General features: G+C 52.4%; 21 protein-coding genes. 6 read left to right on the top strand and 15 right to left on the bottom strand.

The features are described 5' to 3' along the window. From HF324_RS13725 to HF324_RS13700, 6 genes are all read right to left on the bottom strand, one after another. Complete coding sequence (locus HF324_RS13725) at nucleotides 1-1,134, bottom strand: SusE domain-containing protein (protein WP_168860040.1); 1,134 nt, start codon at nucleotides 1,132-1,134, stop codon at nucleotides 1-3. Nucleotides 1,135-1,161: 27 nt separating this feature from the next. After that, nucleotides 1,162-2,769, bottom strand: coding sequence for a RagB/SusD family nutrient uptake outer membrane protein (locus tag HF324_RS13720; protein ID WP_168860039.1), 1,608 nt, complete (start codon nucleotides 2,767-2,769; stop codon nucleotides 1,162-1,164). 19 nt (nucleotides 2,770-2,788) lie between these two features. Beyond that, nucleotides 2,789-6,304 (bottom strand): TonB-dependent receptor, encoded by a 3,516-nt coding sequence (locus HF324_RS13715; protein WP_168860038.1) that lies wholly within the window; start codon nucleotides 6,302-6,304, stop codon nucleotides 2,789-2,791. Nucleotides 6,305-6,344: 40 nt separating this feature from the next. Continuing rightward, a complete protein-coding gene (locus HF324_RS13710) occupies nucleotides 6,345-7,355 on the bottom strand; it encodes a FecR family protein (RefSeq protein WP_168860037.1) in 1,011 nt (336 codons plus the stop codon). An 86-nt stretch (nucleotides 7,356-7,441) separates the two neighbouring features. Further along, nucleotides 7,442-8,047 (bottom strand): RNA polymerase sigma-70 factor, encoded by a 606-nt coding sequence (locus tag HF324_RS13705; protein ID WP_168860036.1) that lies wholly within the window; start codon nucleotides 8,045-8,047, stop codon nucleotides 7,442-7,444. Between the two features lie 43 nt (nucleotides 8,048-8,090). Further along, complete coding sequence (locus HF324_RS13700) at nucleotides 8,091-8,978, bottom strand: LysR family transcriptional regulator (protein WP_168803009.1); 888 nt, start codon at nucleotides 8,976-8,978, stop codon at nucleotides 8,091-8,093. Between the two features lie 108 nt (nucleotides 8,979-9,086). On the opposite strand from HF324_RS13700, the gene HF324_RS13695 reads away from it, so the two are divergent. The 3 genes from HF324_RS13695 to HF324_RS13685 all read left to right on the top strand — a co-directional run bounded on the left by HF324_RS13695 (nucleotide 9,087) and on the right by HF324_RS13685 (nucleotide 13,188). Continuing rightward, nucleotides 9,087-10,355 carry a serine hydrolase domain-containing protein gene (locus tag HF324_RS13695; protein ID WP_168860035.1) on the top strand — a complete coding sequence of 423 codons (1,269 nt, stop codon included), beginning with the start codon at nucleotides 9,087-9,089 and terminating at the stop codon, nucleotides 10,353-10,355. Nucleotides 10,356-11,057: 702 nt separating this feature from the next. Beyond that, nucleotides 11,058-12,179, top strand: a complete 1,122-nt coding sequence (locus tag HF324_RS13690; RefSeq protein ID WP_168860034.1) for a lipid II:glycine glycyltransferase FemX — start codon at nucleotides 11,058-11,060, stop codon at nucleotides 12,177-12,179. A gap of 253 nt (nucleotides 12,180-12,432) precedes the next feature. Beyond that, a complete protein-coding gene (locus tag HF324_RS13685; protein WP_168860033.1) occupies nucleotides 12,433-13,188 on the top strand; it encodes an XRE family transcriptional regulator in 756 nt (251 codons plus the stop codon). Nucleotides 13,189-13,354: 166 nt separating this feature from the next. On the opposite strand, the gene HF324_RS13680 is transcribed toward HF324_RS13685, so the two are convergent. The 5 genes from HF324_RS13680 to HF324_RS13660 all read right to left on the bottom strand — a co-directional run bounded on the left by HF324_RS13680 (nucleotide 13,355) and on the right by HF324_RS13660 (nucleotide 16,260). After that, nucleotides 13,355-13,741: a DUF4402 domain-containing protein gene (locus tag HF324_RS13680; protein WP_168860032.1), complete on the bottom strand. Its 387-nt coding sequence runs from the start codon at nucleotides 13,739-13,741 to the stop codon at nucleotides 13,355-13,357. 192 nt (nucleotides 13,742-13,933) lie between these two features. Then, a complete protein-coding gene (locus tag HF324_RS13675; RefSeq protein ID WP_168860031.1) occupies nucleotides 13,934-14,347 on the bottom strand; it encodes a carboxypeptidase-like regulatory domain-containing protein in 414 nt (137 codons plus the stop codon). Beyond that, nucleotides 14,335-14,952, bottom strand: a complete 618-nt coding sequence (locus HF324_RS13670; RefSeq protein WP_168860030.1) for a fimbrial biogenesis chaperone — start codon at nucleotides 14,950-14,952, stop codon at nucleotides 14,335-14,337. The genes HF324_RS13675 and HF324_RS13670 overlap by 13 nt, the downstream gene beginning before the upstream one ends. A 91-nt stretch (nucleotides 14,953-15,043) precedes the next feature. Next, nucleotides 15,044-15,355, bottom strand: a complete 312-nt coding sequence (locus tag HF324_RS13665) for a hypothetical protein (RefSeq protein ID WP_168860029.1) — start codon at nucleotides 15,353-15,355, stop codon at nucleotides 15,044-15,046. Nucleotides 15,356-15,864: 509 nt separating this feature from the next. Further along, nucleotides 15,865-16,260, bottom strand: coding sequence for a TFIIB-type zinc ribbon-containing protein (locus HF324_RS13660; RefSeq protein WP_168860028.1), 396 nt, complete (start codon nucleotides 16,258-16,260; stop codon nucleotides 15,865-15,867). A 161-nt stretch (nucleotides 16,261-16,421) separates the two neighbouring features. Here HF324_RS13660 and HF324_RS13655 point away from each other — a divergent pair, with 161 nt between their 5' ends. Genes HF324_RS13655 through HF324_RS13645 form a run of 3 tightly spaced genes read left to right on the top strand, consistent with a single transcriptional unit; the run spans nucleotide 16,422 to nucleotide 18,131 of the window. Then, entirely contained in the window at nucleotides 16,422-16,763 is a 342-nt protein-coding gene (locus HF324_RS13655) for an ArsR/SmtB family transcription factor (RefSeq protein WP_168802999.1), read from the top strand. Next, nucleotides 16,750-17,250 (top strand): SRPBCC domain-containing protein, encoded by a 501-nt coding sequence (locus tag HF324_RS13650; protein ID WP_168860027.1) that lies wholly within the window; start codon nucleotides 16,750-16,752, stop codon nucleotides 17,248-17,250. The genes HF324_RS13655 and HF324_RS13650 overlap by 14 nt, the downstream gene beginning before the upstream one ends. 26 nt (nucleotides 17,251-17,276) lie before the next feature. Next, nucleotides 17,277-18,131 carry an alpha/beta fold hydrolase gene (locus tag HF324_RS13645; RefSeq protein ID WP_168860026.1) on the top strand — a complete coding sequence of 285 codons (855 nt, stop codon included), beginning with the start codon at nucleotides 17,277-17,279 and terminating at the stop codon, nucleotides 18,129-18,131. A 36-nt stretch (nucleotides 18,132-18,167) separates the two neighbouring features. Here HF324_RS13645 and HF324_RS13640 read toward each other — a convergent pair whose 3' ends face one another. Genes HF324_RS13640 through HF324_RS13625 form a run of 4 tightly spaced genes read right to left on the bottom strand, consistent with a single transcriptional unit; the run spans nucleotide 18,168 to nucleotide 22,495 of the window. Further along, nucleotides 18,168-18,674: an SRPBCC family protein gene (locus HF324_RS13640; protein WP_168802996.1), complete on the bottom strand. Its 507-nt coding sequence runs from the start codon at nucleotides 18,672-18,674 to the stop codon at nucleotides 18,168-18,170. 28 nt (nucleotides 18,675-18,702) lie between these two features. After that, nucleotides 18,703-19,869, bottom strand: a complete 1,167-nt coding sequence (locus HF324_RS13635) for a peroxiredoxin family protein (RefSeq protein WP_258539514.1) — start codon at nucleotides 19,867-19,869, stop codon at nucleotides 18,703-18,705. A 20-nt stretch (nucleotides 19,870-19,889) separates the two neighbouring features. Continuing rightward, nucleotides 19,890-21,092 carry a TlpA disulfide reductase family protein gene (locus HF324_RS13630; RefSeq protein ID WP_168860025.1) on the bottom strand — a complete coding sequence of 401 codons (1,203 nt, stop codon included), beginning with the start codon at nucleotides 21,090-21,092 and terminating at the stop codon, nucleotides 19,890-19,892. Between the two features lie 23 nt (nucleotides 21,093-21,115). Beyond that, nucleotides 21,116-22,495: a RagB/SusD family nutrient uptake outer membrane protein gene (locus tag HF324_RS13625; protein WP_168860024.1), complete on the bottom strand. Its 1,380-nt coding sequence runs from the start codon at nucleotides 22,493-22,495 to the stop codon at nucleotides 21,116-21,118. Nucleotides 22,496-22,503: the final 8 nt, after the last annotated feature.

Genomic DNA, 22,503 nt, shown 5'->3' with positions numbered 1-22,503 from the left:
TTATTTAACGATCACTTCGTGGGTGTAATTTTTATCAGGCGCGAAATACACTTTCACATCGCAGTTCCTGTTATCCGCTTCTGTGGCGAACTTATAACAGTAGTTCCACTGGTCATTGTTGCCGATAGGCTTCAGCTCCCAGTAAGATAACGGCGAAGAAGCAGTAGGCCGGTTATTATCGGCGTTGCTGCTGCCGATCCATTCGTCAGCCGCGGTGCCATCACTACCGGTCACGGCCATACGGAATTTGTAACGCTCGTCACGGCCCCAGGATTCCTGCTTGAACACGATCTGCTGGCCCAGCGCCGCCCAGGTACTGTTGCCCTGGTAGCTCAGCTCAAACAAAAACTTGTTTAGCGGTGCAAACCAGAGCCCGATGCTGTTGATCCGGGTAACGGTAATCGCTGCATTGTTGAAGTCGAGGCGCAGGCGGTATACGTTGGTGCCGGCCGTATGTTCCGTCTCGCCGCCTTCTTTCAGTGCGCTGCCGCTCCAGGAGTAGGTGGCAGGCGTACCACTGTTACGCGCGGCAAAATGATACTTCCCGTTTTTCAGCGACGTATATATCTCAAACACGCCGGGGGCAGTCGCTTTCATCTTCATCGCCTTGCTCAGGTCCGCACCGGCTTCGGTAGCTTCACCGGTCAGAAACATATCCGCCGGCACCTCTGCAAAACCCGCCGGCCGCTCTACTTCTAGCAGCTTCGTCTCCGCCGCCTGCCGGATATTATATCCCTTGGCAGCCAGTACGGTCCATTTCAGTTTACCCACGCCCAACGAAGGGATGCCCGCCTTACCGGCAATGCTGTTCAGGTCTTTGTGAGACAACGTGAGCCTGTTTTGCACGCCGCCCCCGTCGGAGGTATACCGCGCCACCGGAGAAGAAAAATCACCGTTGGGTTTATCAAAGGCCACCTCATATTGTACAAGGGAACCATCTTCCGCACGGGCCTGGTCCCATTCAAACGTAACACTGGCACTGGTGGTAGGCTGCAGCTTCACATACTTGTTATCTGCCGGCGCGGTCAGGCGCGGCACCGGCTGCATATTGGTATTGAGCCGATAGTCGTCTTTCTGGCAGGCTGTCAGCAGCAGACCTAGGATACAGGAGAGATAGATAATATATGATTTCATGTGATGACTTTTTTTGGTGAGATGGATTTACCAGTCCTGGTTTTGTGAGAGATTTTTGTTCTGGTCGCGCTCAAACGTGGGCACCGGCCACAGGTAGTGTTTGGGATTGACGAACACCCGGTTTTCCACGATGATGTACCCTTGCGGGTCTTTGTTGAAAGAGCCGCTGGTGACTTTAATACCTCTCACCGGCCGGCTCAGCACCTGGTCGGCGATCTTCCAGCGGCGGATATCGAAAATACGTTGTCCTTCGAAGGCCAGTTCAGCCCGGCGTTCGCGGCGGATAATGGTCCGCTGCTCCGCCTGCGACCAGCTGCCGTCAAAGGTGAGCGCCGCCCCGTCAGTGAAACCGGCGCGGGCACGCAAGGCCCGGACGGTCTGGTCCCACACCCCTGCCGTCAGCTGCCCCTGTTCCATCTTCGCTTCTGCATACATCAGCAACACATCGGCGTAACGGACCAGGATGAGGTTGAGGCCCGACTGGTACACGGTAGCGGTGCGGTCATAGTACTTATAGAAATAGTACCCGGTAGGCGAAGCGCCCTGGTCATCCACCGTATTGGTGGCAGGCACAGAACCCGGCTGTGTGAGGATGGTCTGCTCCACGCCGCTGAAGTCAATGATCTTAGAACCATGATGCAGGATAGTGGCTTCAAAGCGGGGATCGCGGCCTGTATAGGGATTATTCTCGTTGTAACCGGAACCGGCTTCGCGGATACCTTTTCCGTTGAGCATCACATAGTCGTCTACCAGGTCCTGCGTAGGCACCAGCACGCTTCTCAGCGCGGCCACCGTCTGCGGCAGAAACTGCCGCTGTTTGTCGTACGTGCGTCCGCCACCGTATTGCAGGTCCAGTATCACTTCAGGATTGTATTCATTGGCTACGGTAAACTGGCTGCTGTAGCCTCCGAACAGCTGGTAGGTCCCGTTGTCTGTTTTACCGATCAGCTTTTCACAGTCAGTTACTACAGCCGCCCACTCACTGCGGAACAAATGCACCCGGGCACTCAGCGCAATAGCGGCGCCACGCGACACCCTGCCCCGGTCTTTCTCTGCGATCTGCGTATTCACCGGCAGATCAGGTTGTATCGCCGCCAGCTCCTGCAGCACAAACTGCTGGATAGTATTTTTATCCGTGCGGGAGATAGTCCTCGACTCGTCGATGGACAATACTTTGGTAGTAAAAGGCACATCGCCATACCAGGCGGTGAGCTGAAAATAAGCGTAGGCGCGGATAAAGCGGGCCTCGGCCACTATCCGCTTCTTCAGGGTGGCATCCATCGCAGGCACACGGTCTATATTCTCTGCCACAATGTTGCAACGGCGGATAGTGGTAAAATAGTAGCCCCACGTATCACGGTCACGGGCATTGGAAGCATCGTAGCTGCCGTTGGCGATCCTCGTTACGGCCAGCATCCCGTCGCCGCTCACATAGGCGTTGTCGCTCAGCGCTTCATCCCCGAAAAAGTAATCGTCTTTGGCCAGATGTTCATAGCAGGCTGTGAGCGCATCCAGCGCGTCCTGTGCATTACGCCAGTAGGCGTTCTCGGTAAACTCGCTGGTGATGGGCTGGTCCAGCTTGCGACAGCTGACAACCACACCGGCGAGTAATATCATGATGGTTAATTTCTTCATACAATAACACATTTAAGCATCAAAACTTAACGTCCAGCCCCACCGCAAAAGTCCGTGCGTTGGGATAGTTTCGGCCTGCCACCGGGTTATAGTTGGACATGGACATATGGTCGTCAAACTGTGTAAACTCGGGGTCTACGCCCAGCTCCCTGAAACGTGCAGGCATAATCGTGATCAGGTTCTGCGCGCTTACGTACAGGCGTACCTGTTGTATCCCGGCCCGGTTGGTCCAGGCGAAGGGCAGGTTATAGCCCAGCTGCACATTCTTCAGCCGCAGGTATTTGGTATCAAACAACCAGTAGTCGGAATACGCAAAGTTGTTGGCGTTGGCCGCACCGATGGTCAGCCTCGGGTAGCTGGAGCCGGGATTAAGCGGCGTCCAGCGGTCCAGGTGCTGGAGCATGGCGTGGTCTTCGTTATTGTGGAATGCTTCCACAATATCGCCGCGCAGGAACTGCGACCGTTTGCCCACTCCCTGCCAGAACATGGAGAAATCGAAGTTCTTCCAGCTTACATTATAGTTAAAACCGAAGGTATAGCGGGGAAAAGGATTACCGAATACATAACGGTCGTTTTCATCGATCACGCCGTCGCCGTTGCGGTCAATGTATTTCACGTCGCCGGGCATCACCTGCTGGTTATAGGCAAAAGGCACTTTCGGCGCGTTTTTGATGTCATCGAGGTTCTGGTACAGGCCGTTGGACTTGTAGCCGTAATAGGAAGCGATCGGGAATCCTTCCCTGATAATGAACTGCACATCGGAGCCACGGATGGATTCCTGTCCGAACCGGATCACTTTGTTCAGGTTGTCGGCAATATTAAACCCGAAAGCATGGCGGAAAGCACCGGTATTCATGCGGTACGTGAGCGCCAGCTCCCATCCTTTGTTGTCCACCTTGCCTACGTTTTCCAGCGGGGCGTCGATACCGGCGGTACCCGGCACCGTCTGGAACAGGTAGATACCGGTGGTTATCTTATCGAAATAATCGAAGGAAGCGGTCAGCTTTCCGTTGAAGAAATCGGCGTCAATGCCGTAGTTGCTCATCGTGGAAATCTCCCATTGCAACAGGTCGTTGTAGGTAGAAAAGGTAGCGCCGGTGGCGGGGGTGTTATTAAAAGAATAGTTACCTCTTCTGAAATCACCGTCGCCGTCCGTCAGGCGCACCCTTGCGAGATAGTTAAATCCGCCGATGTTGGAGTTACCCACACGCCCCCACGAATAGCGCAGCTTCACGTTACCGATATGTTCCTTCACATATTCCATAAAGGCTTCGTCTGTAACGCGCCATCCCAGCGAGAACGCGGGGAAGAACTGCCAGCGGTGGCCGGGCGCCAGCTTGGAAGAGCCGTCATAACGCCAGGTGAACTCCGCCAGGTAGCGGTCTTTGAAAGCGTAGTTCAGCCTGCCGAAAAGAGAGTTCAATGCGTACAGGTTAGGATTGGAGAAATCGTTATAGTCGTTGATGTTACCATAGTTGAAAGTACCGTCGGGATTGGGCTTGTACCCGCCGCCGATAGACCAGTCGCCGTCCAGGTTGGTGGTGCCGAAGCGGTCCATGCGGAAGCCGTAATGTTCGTCCACCGCGTCGCTGCGCACCCCTACCTGTCCTTTTACATAGTGCTGTCCGAAAGTATTTTCATATTCCGCGGTAGCGTACACGTTAGTGTACAGGTCTTTGTATTCCGATTTGTGCAGTTCATTGAACTGTGGCGCGGTAGCGGTAGTATAATACGGCGCATAGCTGTATTTGTTGATGCGCCGCGTTTCGGCGTTGATGTTATAATTACCCGATGCGTTGAGGTTTATTTTCAGGTGTGGCGCCGGGGTGATCACCACGTCCAGTCCGCCCATCAGGTTGTCAATGACATTCTGTTTGTAACCGCCTTCTCCCAGTTGGGCAAATACGCTGTTGCTGGTAAGGGCGGGCACCACCCAGTTGCCCAGCGAGTCTTTGACGGGATAGATACGGGGCACGCGCATCGCATCGCGCATGAGCAGGCCCATGTCGAACGCCTGCGTGCGGATATTGGAGCGGGTATACGCCACGTTACCGGATACTTTCACGTATTTACCGATATCGACGGACACGTTAAGGCGGGCATTATACCTTTTGTAATAGAAATCCTGCCCGGAAGGCAGCCAGCGGTTCTGCAACATATTTCCCTGATCGAGGTAGCCCAGCGACAGCAGGTAGCTGCTGGTTTTACCGCCGCCCGTAACGCTGAGGCTATGGTTTTGCTGCGGTGTAAACCGGCGGACCATCTCCCGCAGCATGGCGGGCTGTGAGCCCCGGTTATGCCAGAACGCTATCTCAGAAGGGGCGAACTGCGGTGTTTTACCGGAGTTCACCAGCGCCTCATTTTTAAGCGTCATATACTCCCATGCTTCCACCTGCCGGGGCAGCGTGGTGGGTGTTTGCCAACCATACAGGCCGTTGTATTGCACGGTGGGGCGCTCGTCTTTTTTCCCTCTTTTGGTGGTGATGTAAATGACGCCGTTGGCTGCCTGCGAGCCGTAGATGGCTGCCGATGCGGCGTCTTTGAGCACGGAGATACTCTCTACATCGTAAGGGTTGAGGTTTTGCAAGGCAGTAGTACCACCCTGTACCCCGTCCACAATCACAAGCGGCGCATTGCCGGTGAGGCTGCCCACGCCGCGGATGTTCAGGTTGATGGCCGCTCCCGGCTCCGCTACGTTTTGCTGGATAATCAGGTTGGGCGCCAGTCCCTGTAAGGCCTGGAACATATTAGTGGTGGGACGGCTGGTGATATCCTTGTTGGAAATGGTGCTGATGGCAGCGGTCACCTGCGTCTTTTTCTGCTGGCCGTAGGCAGTGACAACGATCTCACTGAGGTCTTTGGCGTCGGCGGCGAGCATGGCTACTATGCTGGTACGGCCGTTGATGCTGATTTCAGACGGTACATACCCCACCGATGAAAATACCAGGGTACCGTTGGCCTGTGCCGGCGGCACTTTCAGCGACCAGTTACCACGTGTATCCGTTACCGTACCGATGGACTGCCCCTGCAGCCGTACGTTGACATTGGCGATGCCTTCGCCTTTATTGTTGACCACACGCCCGGTGATCACCAGTTCCTGCTGCTGCCGGCTGACATCTACGGCGGTGGCATCTTTCAGGATGATTTTGTTGTTGATGAACTCATACCGGATATTCAACGGCAGCAAGAGCATCTGCAGCACGTCGTCCAGTTTGTTGTTTTTTACGTTGAGCGTGATTTTGCGGGTGGCTTTAATGTCTTCGTTGGCGTACACGAAAACGAGGGCCGTTTGTTGTTCTATTTTCTCCAGTACGGCAGCCAGCGGCAGGTCTTCTACCTGGAGGCTGACGGCATAGTCCGGAACACGGGCGGACGCCTGTCCCTGCGTTCCTGTCAGCTGGCGGCGGGTGGCGGAGGCATAGGCGACCTGGGCATCCAGGTCCAATACGCTCAGCAGCACCGCGCACAATACCAGTGAAAAGAAGGGAGGCCGGACCGTGCGCCCGTAAGGCGCTTTGATCAGTTCTTTTCTCATAACGTAGTGGTCAATTGGTAAATCGGTGAATGAATCGCATTTATTCGGATATCACCAGCGTACTGTCGGTGATGGTATAATGGAAAGGTTTGGAACGGCTCAGGTAATACATGATGTCCTGCAGGGAATTATTCCTGAAAGTGCCTGTCAGCCTGTACTGCCGTGGTGCGTCGGCATCGAACACCACACGTTTGCCGAAATTACGTTCGAGGCTGGCGCAGATCTCTTCCAGGGTGTTATTACGGAACACGAGGCGTCCTTCTGTCCAGGCTTTGTCGTTCAGGCTGGTGGTGGTGTCTTTTACGAGGGTGCCGGTGCGGGAGGTGTAAGACACTTTCACGTCCGGTGTGATCAGGATGGTATCCCTCGTTTGTTTGGCATCGTTGTATCTGGGAATGAACGCCACCTTGCCGCTTATCACGGCTGTTTGCACCGGCTCGTTGTGATAAGCCCGGATGTTAAACGCCGTGCCCAGCACCTTAACGGTACCTTCCCGCAGGTGTACGATGAACGGGCGTTTCACGTCGTCCGCCACTTCGAGGAAGGCCTCTCCTTCCAGGTATACCTCGCGGCTGTCGCCGAACTGCCGCGGATATTTCAGTTCACTTTCCGCATTTAGCCAGATACGCGTGCCGTCTGCCAGTGTCAGGAAGGACTTGATGCCTTTGGGGTTGGCCTGCTGCTGCCACTGCAGGGTGTTGCCGGCCATCGGAGCGGTAGCGGGACGCGACCGGAACAACAGGAATACCCCGACGGCCAGTCCGGATACCACCGCCGCTGCCGCCGCCCATTGCCAGCGAAAGGTTTTTCTTTTTTCTTTTTCGGGAGATAAGGGGGCTGTCTTTATTTTAGACAGTGTGCGTTGCAGCACCAGTTCCGCGTTGCTGGCTTTCCGGTGAGGCGCCTCTGCAAAATAGCGGGACAGCTGATGGTAGCGGGGCTTCAGCTCCGGGTGTTGCTCCAGCAGGGTGTCCAGCGCCTGTATCTCTTCAGCAGTGGCCACCCCGGCCAGCTTACGCGTGAGCAGTTGTATAAATGTATCGTTTGGCATGATAAAATGGGTCCGGTACGATAGAAGGACAGGTAAACTGGTCACAATTACTTACAAACGAAAAAAATATTTTTTGGAAGGCTGTTTTACAGGATCTGTGCGGAGAGACAAAAGAGGACCAGGAGCGGTGGCAGGAGGTTGTTGTCTTTGTGGAGTTGCGACAGGCCGTCCTGTAGCCGGCGCATCGCCCGGAAAAGCTGTGTTTCCACCGTACGCGGGGAGATGTTCAGTATTTCGGCCACCTCCTTATATTTAAGGCCGTCCTCTTTGATCAGTTTGAAGATACGCCGGCATTGCTCCGGCAGGGCGGCCACGATCTGGTCCATCTTAAAGCGCAGCTCTTTCCATTCGAGGTCCTGTTCAGGATCAGTGCTGTGCCGGAGATCGGCCATACCGGTAGCTTCAATAGGCACGATACGCAGCCTGGAATATTGTTCGAGGTAATTCAGCGAATGATTTTTGACCGCCACAAAAAGATATACCTGCAGGTTGGCTACTTTTTCCAGTTCACTGCGGCGATGCCATAACTTCACAAATACGTCCGACACAATTTCTTCCGCTACTTCCCGCGCATGAACATACTGCTCACAGAAATGCAGCAGCCGGTCATAAAAGTGCCGGAACAGGCAGGCGAAGGCCTGCTCATCATCATAACGGGAAATGCTCGTTTGCCATTCACCAACGCTGGACATACGGAAGCGGTTGTATTTACAGGACAATAATAACCAATAGGATCTATAAATGCAACAGCGCCTTTACCTGTTTCACCTGCGGGGTGGTCACCCTCGTTTTGTCATAAGCCAGGTAGATAGTCTGACAGGGAGCCTGGGCGTCAGTCCAGAGTTGTTTCAGTTCTTTTTTATGCAGCAGGTCTTTTACCAGGTAGTCCGCCACAATGGTGAGGCCATTGCCGGCAGCCAGAGCTTTCAGTATCCCGTCGTAGTCCGGTATCACAAAGCGGGGCTTTATCTGTGGGCGTTTGTTGAAATTTTCCTGCCAGAAGCGGCGGACAGCCGGGATATCACTGCTGTAGGAATACCAGGTTTGTTCGCTCAGCCACGCTTCCGCCGCCATGCGGTCATTTTTGCGGATAGCTTTACGGAAGATGGTATCATCCAGCCCGGCATTGCCGACCAGCACCTGCCGCTCTTCCAGCACCGGTTCATACAGGATGTTTTTCTCCTGGCCGCAGACCGTCGTCAGCGTAAAATACATATCCCCCCGGATGACTTTTTCCAGCAACTGTTTCGCATCTCCAAACTCAAAGATGAAGTTGGCGGCCGACTGACTGATACGCCGGGCTATCACCGCCTGAAAAAACTCTTTCGGCGCACCCACGCAGGTAAGCGGCACTTCGCGGGCGCAGGTGTTTCTGAAATCCATCTCCACGTTCTCCAGTTTCTCCACTGCATCGACGATCTCCGTATATAACAGTTTGCCGTAGTCGGTAGGCACCATGCGGCGCGGCTGTCTCTCAAACAGCGGGTGGCAGATATAAGCCTCCAGCGATGCCAGATGCTGGCTTACATTGGGTTGCGAGATCAGCAGCTCATGCGCCGCTCCTGTCAGCGTGCCTGTCTGGTAAATAGCTTTAAAAGTCCTGAACCATTCGAAATTGACCATATCCAAATATATAATTTATTTTATGGCTAGGTATAATTTAACCTATTTTTCTTATATCAAAAAGCGGCGCATTTTTGTGCTGTCAAATAAAAAAATACCAACTCCATCATGAAAAAGTATATGACTACTGTCATTACCGCGCTGGTAGTGACCTTTACTTCCTATGCCCAGTCCGGCCTGAACGCACAGCGGACTTCCCGTATCGACGACGTGATCAATCGCCATATAGCCGCGGGGCATATCCCGGGCGCCACCGCCCTGGTTATCCGCCACGGACAGGTTGTTTATAATAAAGCTTTCGGTTACGCCGACGTAGCGGCCCGCAAGCCTATGCAAACGGACAATATCTTCCGCATCGCATCGCAGACGAAAGCCATTACCAGCCTGGGTGTAATGATACTCTGGGAGGAAGGTAAATTTCAGCTGGATGATCCGGTGTCCAGGTTTATTCCGGCTTTTAAAAACCCACGGGTGAAGGTGTCTTTTAATCCGAAGGACAGCACCTACACCACGCGCCCGGCCAGCCGGGAGATCACGGTGCGCGATCTGCTTCGTCATACCTCCGGCATCGCCTATGCCGCCGTATTCAGCGACCCGCAGATGCAGGCCATCTATGCCAAAGCAGGAGTACCCAGCGGTATCGGCACCATGGCGTCTGACCTGAAAACAAAAATAAACCTGCTGGCACAGCAGCCACTGATGCACGATCCCGGACAAGCGTTTACCTACGGCCTCAACACCGACGTGCTGGGTTATCTCATCGAAATATGGAGCGGCCAGCGGCTGGACCTCTTCCTGCAACAGCGCGTATTCGCGCCGCTGGACATGCAGGACACTTATTTTCATCTGCCGGCAGGCAAACAACAAAAGCTCGTCACCCTTTATGAAGAGGTCAACGGTAAGATGCTGCCCGTCAGCCATCCTATCTACGAAGGTGTAGACCCGCTGTTTCCCAACCGCCAGGGCACCTACCTCTCCGGCGGCGCAGGACTGGTGTCCACTACGGGAGATTATGCCAAATTCCTGACGCTCCTCCTGCAAAAAGGGAAGTACAATAACAAGACTATTGTCAGTCCCGCTACAGTGACCCTGATGCTCAGCAACCAGCTCGAAACCGGCGTGCGTCCTTCTCCCCTGCCGGCGCAACCCGAACCCTTCGGTTTCGGACTTGGCTTCTCCCTGGAGACAAAAGAAAACGACCACCTTATGCCTTACAACATCGGCACCCTCAGCTGGGGCGGCGCTTTCAACACCCACTACTGGGTAGATCCGAAAGAAGAACTGATCGGACTTGTCTTTACACAGGAGTATTTATCGCCCTACTGGAGCATCGGCGACGAGTTTAAAGTGGCGGTGTACCAGGCTTTGGAAGATTAGACATCACCTGGAATTCCAGGGGCATTATCTGAATATCAGGGATCATCACCTGGAATCCCAGGGATCATCATCTGAATTTCAGGGATCATCACCTGGAATCCCAGGGCTTACGCCCTGGGCAACATTGTTGTTCAGGTCCATTCGTTCCATGGTTTTCATAAGTATTGGCCCTAATTTCATCGTTGTTCAGATTCTTTAGTTCTTTCCCTGGCTGCTTTTCGTTTGCGGTGGCGCCCCTCCTATTACCGAAGCCTCAGTACTTACCGGCGGTAATCCTTTGTCCTCCCCTCAGGAATTGTTTCTGAAAGACTTTGAACAACAACGTAACCCAGGGCGTAAGCCCTGGGATTTATGCGGCGATAACAACGCCCGGATTATGCAACGACGCCTCGAACCCTCTTCCGCCCCGGAAATTTTCGTACCTTTGCGTCCGTCATGTTACAGTTTTTATCATATAACACAAAGCAACGCCGTGCGTTTTCCGCCCCAGGAGCCGATATAGCTGCTGCTATCTCCTTCTGTTGCTTCTGCAAAAAGCTGTACTTCATTTCCAATTTCAAGGACTTCCATACACAAGCCCCGGGCTGTTAATCTTTTACGGCCGTATACCGGGGGCTTTGTCTTTCACCTTATTATTTATTATTCGTTTCATTTCCGGCGGGAAGTGAGGCGGTTTCTTTTTTCACCCAACCGTGAAGCATTATGTACATCGACATTTGCAAAAAAGAGATCAGGCAGGTAAACAAGACGGCTATTTTACAGCAGACGGCCTACTGGTCGGAGGTAAAGAGCCGTCAGGGCTGGGAGACCAGCGCGTTTGATTTTAAAGTGCGGCGCCGGGATTTGTTTGCCGGTGCGGCAGACCAGGACTATACTGTTAGTGACGTGCTGGTGATCCTGCGGCAGATCAGCGAAGAGCATTACATTGCCTATGTGCCTTATGGGCCGGAGATAGAGCCCGACACCGACTGCCAGGGTGTTTTCCTTGAGGAGCTGTCAGAGAGCCTGCGGCCGCTCCTGCCGGAAAAGTGTATCATGATCCGGTATGACCTCGCGTGGCAGTCGCACTGGTCGGGCGAGGAACAGTACTTCGACGAAAACGGCTGCTGGCTGGGGCCACCGGTCAAACAGCTGCAGGAGTTGCGTTTCAACTACAGCACCCGCAGCCATAACCTGAAAAAATCCAATACCGACATATTGCCTTCCAACACCATTTTTATGGACCTTCAGCAAGACGATCAGCTGTTACTGGACCGGATGAAGGCCAAAACCCGCTACAATATTCAGCTGGCAGGCCGTAAAGGCGTACAGGTAAAGACCGCCGGATTGGAGAATATTGACACGTGGTATAACCTGTACGCACAAACGTGCGCACGCAATGGTATTGTGCGGGAAGACATCGGCTACTTCCGGACCATCCTTACCGCCAGGGCTAACAACAGCACCTCTCCCGCAGACGTGGAGATGCTGCTGGCAGAGGCTGACGGTATTCCGCTGGCGGCTATGTTCCTCGTAGTGGCCGGCCACCGCGGCACCTACCTCTACGGAGCGTCTTCCAATACTCACCGTAACTATATGGGCACCTATATGCTGCAATGGGAAGCCATGCGGCGGGCTAAACGCAAGGGCTGTACGGAATACGACTTCTTCGGCGTGTCTCCGGCGCCTGATCCGCAACACCCGCTATACGGATTGTACAAGTTCAAAAACGGCTTCGGCGGAGAGCTGTTCCATCGGATGGGCTGCTGGGACTACCCATTACTGAAAGCCCCTTATACAGCGTATACCGCAACAGAGCTCTATAGTAAAGGCTATCACCGGTGATCAATTACGAATTACGAATTACGAATTTGGGAATGCTGATAGCATGGGGTACTAATGAATTTTTTAAAACTGGATCATGAACTTTCTAAAACAGGACCATGAACTTTCTAAAACAGAATCATGAACTTTTTAAAACAAAGTCACTAATGAATTTTCCAAAAAAGAACCCTCCAATTCGTAATTCGTAATTCGTAATTGATTACATTTGTGACTATTCGTTATAAATATAAATTATTTTAAATATAACCGGAAAATGATAAAAAGGCCAACTTTCTGGGCAGGGAACCTGAGGATATTACGCACGCGGAAAAAGCTTTCACAGCAGCAACTGGCAGATCTCCTGGGTATTAACAGGAACAAAATTACAGCACAGGAAAGCGGTAAAACACGAAATCCACGGCTGGAAGACCTGGTGCTGATCTCCGATTTTTTCCGGGTGGACCTTGACACGTTTATCAAAAATGACCTGCAGCAGGCTACGGAAGAACAATTACTCGCACTGGATGCAGGTAATACGATGGATTTAACAGGCAAACATATACGTATTCTGCCCATTACGGTGGACCAGGACAATGAAGAGAACATGGAATATGTACCTGCCAGGGCTAAAGCAGGCTACCGCAGTGGTTTTGCCGATCCGGAGTTTATAGCCGGGCTGCCGAAGTTCACCCTGCCGGAACTGCCCCGGGGCAAAACCATCCGCATGTTCCCCATCTCCGGCGATTCCATGCACCCCATCCCCGATGGCAGCCATATCATCGCCCAATACCTTGAAGACTGGTCATACCTGAAAGACAACACGGCGTGTGTGCTGGTACTGAAAGGCGGGGAGGAAGACATTATCTTCAAGCTTGTGAGCAGCCGTATCAAACAGAAAGGCACGCTGCTGCTGCGTTCCCTCAATGATGAATACGATGACTTCGAGGTGCCGGTGAGTGAAGTACTGGAAATATGGACTTTCATCGGTTACCTGAGTAAACAACTGCCGGAAATCACCGCGCTGCAATAAGAATACATTCAGCTTCCCGGGGATAGACCCCGGGAGGCGACGACCACAAAGGACCCGGCCTGTCTCATAACCCCGCAGCCGGATGTACGGCACTTCTCTGTATAAAAATAAAGAGGCCGCCCTATTATAAGGACAACCCCTTTTTTCCAGCAACCGCAACAATTGCTTAGTTATAATTTACTGTCACCAGGAAAGGCAGCAGGGTATTGCAGATACCGGCCGGCTGGTTAGGCCCTACAAACAGGGTAGCGCCTACGTTCAATGCCTGGGAGCCGCCGGTCAGCAAGCCGCCGGTAATCACGGAAGGTGAACTGGTGAAAGATGTTGCCAGCATGAACGCGCCGGGAACACTAGCGTTATTCAGCACTATCGGAATGATAGGCAGCGTAATCGCGTAGGTGTAGTTGTTTTCCCCTGCCACGGAAAAGAGTGCAGGCGTAACGGTACCGGTTGTAGGCAAAGTGGAAACACCGCCTGTGGTGGTACGGATACCGGCAGGGCTGAGTTTCAGCGTGCCCGGGATAGCGGAAGACGCCAGAATGCCGAAGTTCATGTCCAGCGTTTTGGTCAGGGTGACGGGTGTGAGATAGTTGCAGATGCATTGGCGGTTGCGGTAGCGGATGTTTGTGCAACTGCTTTACCAGCGAAGATCGCTGAAACGATAACCATTAATGACAACACCTTTTTCATAAGATTTGGGTTTTAAAAAATGAATAATAAATGATGAAATAAAAAGCTTTTGGGGTTAATCAAAGTGCGACTGTTTGGGTGGGTTAGCAAATAACATCGGAACAAGTTTAAACAGCAGTCCGTCAACAACGTCTCCATCCGGATTTCGTTTAATGGTAACGGTTATTTCAGCGGGTTGGGCTGTCATATGCAGGCGCTGCAGCTGCGCCGGGTCCGGGCTTAAGGTATAGGTGCCGGGACGAAGGCCAGGGTAGCTGAAATAACCGTCCGACTCCGCGAGCACGGAGGCCACAGTGTTGCAGCCGGCATCCAGTATATTCATCCGGATGCGGGACATGGCCAGTTTATTTGTACTCCGGACCATACCAGCCACTTCGCCGGAAACGGTCACGGGGATTTCTACCGGTTTGAACTGATTGGGCTGCGCCGTTACCCCCGACATGTTACCGCTGCGGGTCAGTGAAAACACACCTGTGGTTGTTGGGGGTTATTGAAGTCCACGCCCATCTCTGAGATGGCGACAGCAGTGGAATCAGCGCCCACACGGATGATGACAGGTACCGTGACACCGAATACGGGGACCAGTTTCACCTCCAGGCTGCTGGTATCTTTGGGCCGCAGTAAAGGTGTTTCACCGGCAGGTAAGGGACGGGGGACAGCCCTGAAATAAACATGAGATCTGTACTCACCAGGAGGAAGGCTGCCGGTGTTGACCACCTGCAGCTTCACGGCCTGTGATTCTTTGGGTGCAATAGATACGGTACGGGGAAAAATACGGAGGTTGTTGCTGGCGAAGCACTGTCCGGAATCCGGTTGCTCTATGTTTTCAAAAGAGCCGTCTTCCTTCATCCGGATCTGCACAAAAGACACCTGGTAGGTGGCAGTATCTGCGCCGGTGTTAGCCAGGCCGAGGTCCTGCGTTCTTTTGGCGCCGTCAAATACAACGCGTTTCGGACAGATCATCACGTCGCCCTGCGCGTGCACAATGACCGTGGACAGTAACAAAGAGAGGGCGAATGCGGTGGCAGAGACGATCTCATATCTCCGCTGCACGCGCAGGGTTAGTGGTTTCATAAGCATGGTTGCATACATCTTTCAAAAAATTTGGGTTGCTGACAGGGATACCAAAGGCCTGCACCCAGGTGAAGTACAGGGCCTTTTGGTTTTAGCCGGAATTGCCGATCAGTTCACGTTGGCAGTTAGCCACTTCACCTGTTACTGCAACAATGGCGGCGTTGATGGTACTTCGTTCCAGAAAAAAAGCAATCCTGCGGGTGGCGCCAGGAGCCGGTTCCACAGTGCCAGCTGTCCCGGAAGGCGCTGTGTTGCCAAAACTCATGTTACCGGTGGTCCGCAAAAACGTGACAGGGGCCGTCACTGCTGCGGAGACGTTCGCTGTTGCTGCCGGCGCAGATGCATGAACCTCCACCTGCGAGACCACAGCAAGCATGGTCCAGGATAAAATCTTCTTTTCCATCGGAAGTCAGATTTAAAACAATAAGCTAAGTCTTAAAGAACGGAAAAAACAAGCAGCGTGCAGCAGGGATAAGCGCTGCACTTCCTTATACGTAACCATACATTACGTAAACATTCACATGCACACTCGACAAAAAATCCGGATTCCCGACAGACACTGACGGATAGCATTGATAGCAGTTACCGTAGCGAAGGGATAATATTTGTAATACCTATGGAATTGTATTTCAGGATATAGCCAATCTCAGTATAAGTATAGTTTCTGGGGTACAACGATATTCAAACGCTTTGGGACAACTTTGGGACAGTTATTAACAGCTTATTTTAATAAAGTGAAGCGAAGATAAATAAGATTCCGATTTCACCAAATTTTTTCTCACAAAATTTCAAAAGATTAACAAATAAAATTCTTAAAGATCCATCAAACCATCTACCACAAAGCATTACAAGCCAATAAATAAATGAATCTTATAATTAGTTTTCCTCACTATAATATATAACGATCATTTTTTACAGATGCACCGGTTCATCCAATCTTTGGCGTATATCCATTTCCGTTATACCAGCACAGTGTGCTAAAATTCCCATTGCCTGCTCCTGTGTAACGGCTGTGCCGGCATGCTGCAGCGTCACTTCCAGCAATCTCCGCCATGTAACGAACGGCTGCGGAAAATCCGCATCTTCAAAAGAAATTCCCAGCTCCTCCTCCACGGCTAATATCAGCTCCAGGAATCCCGCATACCATTTATGTTCCTCCAACGCTTTGCCGACACGCTCCCGCACCTCCGGCGGATTGGTTTTCACAAATCCACATGCGCGGCAATGGATCTCCGGCAGCAGCATTGCCGACACCTCAAAATGATTTTGCGCGCCGCATTGCGCGCAGGTATACAACCATGGTCCCATCTGTATCAGTTTTCGGCGAAGATAACCCAAAAAAGAATCAGCCTTTCATAACAGCATCGTAACTACCTCACGTATCCCGTCATGTCGCCCGAAAAAAAATTTCCAAAAAAAACGTAAGCATTCACTTACATTTTATATATTTGTAAGCAAATACTTACATAATGGAGAAAAGAAGGGATATCTACCAGGCCATAGCAGACCCCACCCGGCGGGAAATCATCTCGCTGATAGCCCGCCAGTCCATGAACCTGAACGCGATCGCGGACAACTTCGACGCCAGCAGGCCGGCCATCTCCCAACATATTAAAGTGTTGACGGAATGCGGGCTGGTCATCATCCGGCAGCAAGGCAGGGAACGTTATTGTGAGCTGAAAATAGACAAGCTGAAAGAAGTCACCACCTGGGTGGAAGAATGCCGCAAGTACTGGAACGCTACTATCGACTCCATGGAAAACTATCTGCAGGAACTACAATCTAAAAATAAAAAGCATGGCAAACGTTAATCACGAGGATACATTTATCTCCCGTATCATCAACGCACCACAGGAACTGGTATTTGAAGCCTGGACCAGTGAAGAACATCTTCGGCACTGGTATGCACCGAAAGGCTGCACCATTCATTTCGCTGATGTCGATATCCGTCCGGGCGGCGGCTTCCTCTCCTGTATCCGCAATCCCAACGGCGCTTACAAAGACTGCTGGGCCAAAACCACTTTCCTGGAAATCACGCGCCCGGAGAAAATCGTCTGTAAGCTGCAGGTGGCGGATGCCAGCGGACGCCTGATCACTTCACGTGAAGCCGGCATGGACCCTGACTGGCCGGATGAAACCATCCTGACCGTTACGTTTACCGCACAGGGCGACAAGACGCTTTTCACCTTACACCAGACGGTAGACACGTCACTGGCTAAACGAACCGGCGCCTACCCCAGCTGGGAACAGATGCTCGACATACTGGAAGCACACCTGCAACCGACGGGCGCCCGTTAATCTCTTTAAATAAAAAAAACAGTTTTATGTTTAAAAGCATTTTTCTGGCCATGGCCATTGGCAGCGCCATGCCCGGAACGGCCACTCCTTTGCCTCTAACGGTCACGGATACTGTCAGCAGCTACGCAACGGTGAATGGTATCAGAATGTACTACGAGATACATGGCAGCGGCAGCCCGCTGGTACTGATCCATGGCGGCGGCTCCACCATCCGCACCACCTTCGGCCAGGTGCTGGGCGATTTTGCCAGGCACCATCGGGTGATTGCCGTGGAACTCCAGGGCCACGGGCATAGCGGCAGGCGCCCCGGTCCCACCACATTTGAACAGGATGCTGACGATGTGGCGGCGCTGCTGCAGACGCTGGGCATTCCTCAGGCAGACATCCTTGGCTTCAGCAACGGCGGCTGCACGGCCCTGCAGATCGGCATCCGTCACCCACAGGTAGTACGCCGTATTGTCGCCATCTCTGCATTTTACAAAAAAGAAGGACTGCCGCAAGGCATCTGGGACATGCTGCAGAAAGCACATTTCAGCGATATGCCACAACCTTTTAAAGACGCGTATCTCGCCATCCGCAAAGATCCTGAAGGACTGCTCGCCATGTTCAACCAGGACCATGACCGGATGCTGTCGTTTAAAGACTGGTCCGACGACATGATCCGTTCCATTAAAGCGCCTACGCTCGTGATGATCAGCGACCAGGACGCCACCCAGCCCGAACACGCTACGGCGATGTACCGGCTGCTGCCCAAAGGACACCTCGCCATATTGCCCGGCCAGCACGGGGAATTCCTCGGCGAAGTGCTGACCGCCAAACCCGGCAGCCATACACCGGCGCTGGCGGTGGCCATGATAGAAGATTTTCTGAATGAACAATAAAAAAGCCGGGCGTCAACCCGGCTTCTTTCTCTTTTACTATTCCAGCATCTTTTTCAGTCCTGCCTCATAGTTGGCTATCTCGGCGGAAAGACTGTCTACCAGCGGTTTTCTGCCGGCCTTATCTCCCTCCAGGATAATGCTCCAGCGCACGACCGACACATCGTCCCTGTCCGGCAGCGATTCCACCAGCGCGGTCACAATCGCTTTGCTGATGCCTGCCGGCAACGGGTCCGACACATGAAATACAAAGAACTTGTACTGGTCATGTATCTGTTCTATTTCGTCTGTACGCTTACGGCCGTCACTAAACGTAAGGTCGCGGTACCTGGTATCGTTCACCGTGCGAACGTTCACCTCACGGACCATTCCGTTGGAATATTCCTTTACCTGCGGCAGATCACGGATCACGCGCCAGATTTTCACCGGCGTACTTTTGATCTGTGTTTCATGGGTATAATCAGGGATAATTTTTTTAGCCGGTTGCATCTGGGCCATAGACGCACTGCTCCAGCAGATGCACAACAATAATAACAATCGCTTCATAACGTTTCTTTACAGTTTTATTTTAACACTATTTACCAAAGATCTCCTCCAGTTTTTTCGTCAGCTCTTCGCCGCGCAGGTCTTTGGCAACAATTTTCCCTTCCTTGTCGATCAGGAAATTGCTGGGTACCGCGCGGATATTGTACTCTTTCGCCACTTCATTTTTCCAGCCTTTCAGGTCGCTGACATGCTCCCAGGTAAGACCATCGTCCTTGATGGCTTTTACCCAGGCGTCTTTTTTATCGTCCAGCGATACGGCCAGTATCTCCAGTCCTTTACCGTGGTACTTCTCGTAATTGTCCAGCACATTAGGGTTTTCTGCCCGGCAGGGACCGCACCAGCTGGCCCAGAAATCGAGCAGCACGTATTTGCCGCGGTAGTCTTTCAACTGCACCGCTTTACCACTCACGTTGTTCTGCGTGAAGTTCATAGCAGTGGCGCCGATGCCGGTCTTACGGGCAATTGCTTCCGCCTTTACGATGTCAGCCTGTTTCCTTTTGGCTTCTTCGAAATAAGGATATTTCTTTACCAGTTTGGCTAATTCTGTGTTGATCAGCTCCTTGTCCTTCCGCGGATGCAGATAATCCAGCGCATATAACAGCACCGGCGTATTGGGGTACATCTTCACCAACAACTTTATGCGCTCGCCCATGTCATCGCCCAGCCAGTCGTACTGGTCCTGCATGACACGCACCAGCGCCGTATCCTTGGCGAGCGACGCCTGATATTGCAGACGGCCGTTCTGGATCATCTGCTGGTAATTACGGTAGGCAATAAAATTCACCTGGTTGATCAGGTTATTTTCTTCACTGCCGTGGATGTACACATACGGCGGATTTTTGATCTTCATCGCCGCGGTATCTTCCCCTCTGAAATCGATCTGAAGGTTGTCTTTGTTAGCCCAGATGGTCAGCCTGTCTTCTTCAAACTCATTCAGGACATAAAACTGCGGACGCGTAGCATCTATTTTGATACTATAGGAACCATCCGGTTTCAGGTGAATGGTATCGATGGTGATGCGATCATCTCCCACCTGCTTTTGTACGCGGAAAGGGAATTTCTCCTGTTGCTCTTTTGACGGGGGGAATTTAATTTTCCCGCTGACGGTGATATACCGTTTTGTTTGCGCCGCCGCCGGCAGAGCCATGGAAGCTGCGATCAGGGCCAGCAACCACGGACGTTGATTTTTTCTCATGTAGATGGTTTATGATATTACTATTGCAGAGGCGTCATTGGCATCGCTTTTATCACTTTGTCTTCTGTCTTTGGCTGCGCTTCCGCTTTTTTTACGGCGCCGCCAAACAGGGAAGCCAGTTTCTTTTCGATGTTACCATTGCCCGTTTCGTCGAACCCAATTTCTTTCATCATTATTTTTCCTTCGGGAGAAATCAGGTAAGTAGTAGGTACCCCGGTGATAGCGAAACCACTGCCGGCCACATTGATATTGTCCAGCGACTGCAACCAGGGGTTGTTCTCTTCTCCCACAGCTTTGAGCCAGTCCGCCTTGCTTTTGTCGATAGAAATACTGTAGATGATGAAGGGCTGGTCTTTGTACTGCTGGTACACCTTACGCATATGGGGGAACGACTTGCGGCAGGGCGCGCACCAGCTGGCCCAGAAGTCGATCAGCACATACTTTCCTTTGAGGCTGCTGAAAGGAATCATCTTCCCCTGTGGGTCCGGCAGACTGAAATCATTTACCTGTTTACCGATAGCGGAATTACGGATACCGTCGGTGAACTGGTGGAATTCCTTTGCCTGCATGGATGCCTTCATCTTTTTGGACAGCATGGCGTATAGCCGGTCCTGTTGGTCCACCGTGGCTATCTGGCGGGCGTCGTTGAGGCTGAAGACGGTCGCATAGGAATCAGGATGTTGTTTCACCAGCTTTTCCAGCAGCGGCAGCAGGTATTGTTTCTGCAATTCTCCCTGTCTTTTCTGAAAAGCTTCGTATTGCGGATCGTTTTCCTGTACCCACGCTTTGCCGAATTCTTTTTGCAGCGTGGCGCTGATGGTTTTCCAGGCGGCGGCTTTCTCTTTGCCGTAGGCCTGGTACAGCTCCGGCGCTTCGGAGCCTTTTACCGTGGAGGCGTTCATCCCTTTGCTGATATCTGAGGTGACCGTATAAGTGGTGGGCTTGTCCATCAGTACGCCATAAGGCACGTACATCTGGCGTTCGGCCGTCACATATTCCGGCAGCAGCATCATAAATACCGGCCCGCTGAAAGGAATTTTAAAGGAATAATGCCCGTTTTCTATGACAGCAGAGTCTTTGTAAGTACGGGTATAGATATACATTTTGTGATGTCCTTTCAGGTCTCCGCTGATATCGCCCTGCAGGGTGATCTGCTGTCCTGATTGTGCCAGGCTGCCGAGCGCGAGACAGGTCCCTGAGAGGATGGTGATGATTTTCTTCATGGTTTATCGTTTATATTGTTACGTTACTGTACATAACCGGGATTCTGTACAATGAGGCCACTGGTGATATCGATCTCCCGCTGTGGAATGGGCATGGCATATTTATTGGCCGGCAGTAGCGGATTTGGCTGCTGACCGCTGCGGATGGCGTCGAAACGGGCGAAGCCTTCAAACGCCAGTTCCCTTTTGCGTTCCAGCAGGATACGGTCTACCAGTTGCTGTTTGGTGGTAAAGTCTGCCACGGTATACACCCTGGGTACCGGAGTTTTCGTATAGGCGCGTGCATATACCCTGTTGAGCAGGTCCACGGAAGTGGCATTTACGCCGGCAGTCAGCGCCATCGCTTCGGCGGCGGTCAGCATCACCTCCGGCAACCGGATCATGGCCACGTTGTCCATCAACCTTGGGTCGGTGAATTTGCGCATCTGCTGTGTGGCAGTGAACATATCCGTGCGCCGTTCGTCCTGCGCTTCATAGATCGCCAGGAAGTCTGGCAGCGGCTGATAGTAGCCATAGGAATAATAAATGCCATGGTTACCATAAGATTTATTGTTCCAGCTTTCGGGGAAGGCGAATACGATCTCGCTGCTGAGCGGGTATTTACCGCTGCCTTTGGCATTATCCGGCCATAAGGTTTCAAAAGATGGCTGTAGGCTATAAAGCTGCGCAGCCAGCACCATATTAGCGTAGGCAGCCGCTTTCGCATAGTCCTGCTGATACAGGCACACCCTTGCTGCCAGTGCGGTAGCAGCGCCTTTGGTAGCGCGGCTCGCCTGTGCCACAGGGTCTGTTCTTTTCTCCGGCAGTACAGCGATGGCTTCATCTAAATCCTTTAGTATCTGCGTGTATACTTCCGCGTTGGTATTACGGGCTTTGTTCTGGGAACCGTCGTAACCATCGAAGGACTGCAGCATCAGGGGAATACCCATGTTATTGGGCTTGTTCTGTAAAGCGCCGTCGCCATACATGCGTAACAGCAGCAGGTGCCCGAAAGCACGGATAAATTTCGCTTCCGCTATGAACTGTTGCTGAAGGGTGGCATCAAAATCAGCATATTTGGACAGCTGAGTAATGATCACATTCGCCTGGTTGATGGTGGCATAGGGCGTGGACCACAGCGCATCATAGTTAGCATCCCGTGGGTCTACGGCGCCTTTCACCAGCGCCTGGTCGAAGCTGCTCACTATGTTGCCGGTCACATCACCGAAAATGAAGCCGTTCCCCGCTGCGCTTTTCATCAGCTGCAGGTAGGTGTCTGCCAGGAAACTTTCGGTGGTCTGTTTGTTTTTCAGCAGGTCAGCCTCCACCATGGTGCCTTCCGGCTTCAGGTCCAGCTGCCGGCTGCAGGCCCCCAGGGTGACCAGCAGCAGCGCAGCATATATATAACAGGAATATCTTTTCATAATCTCAT

The sequence above is a fragment of the Chitinophaga oryzae genome, from assembly GCF_012516375.2.
Classification (GTDB): domain Bacteria; phylum Bacteroidota; class Bacteroidia; order Chitinophagales; family Chitinophagaceae; genus Chitinophaga; species Chitinophaga oryzae.
The sequence above is the reverse complement of the archived record's forward strand: the minus strand, read 5'-3'. Positions and strand labels throughout refer to the sequence as shown.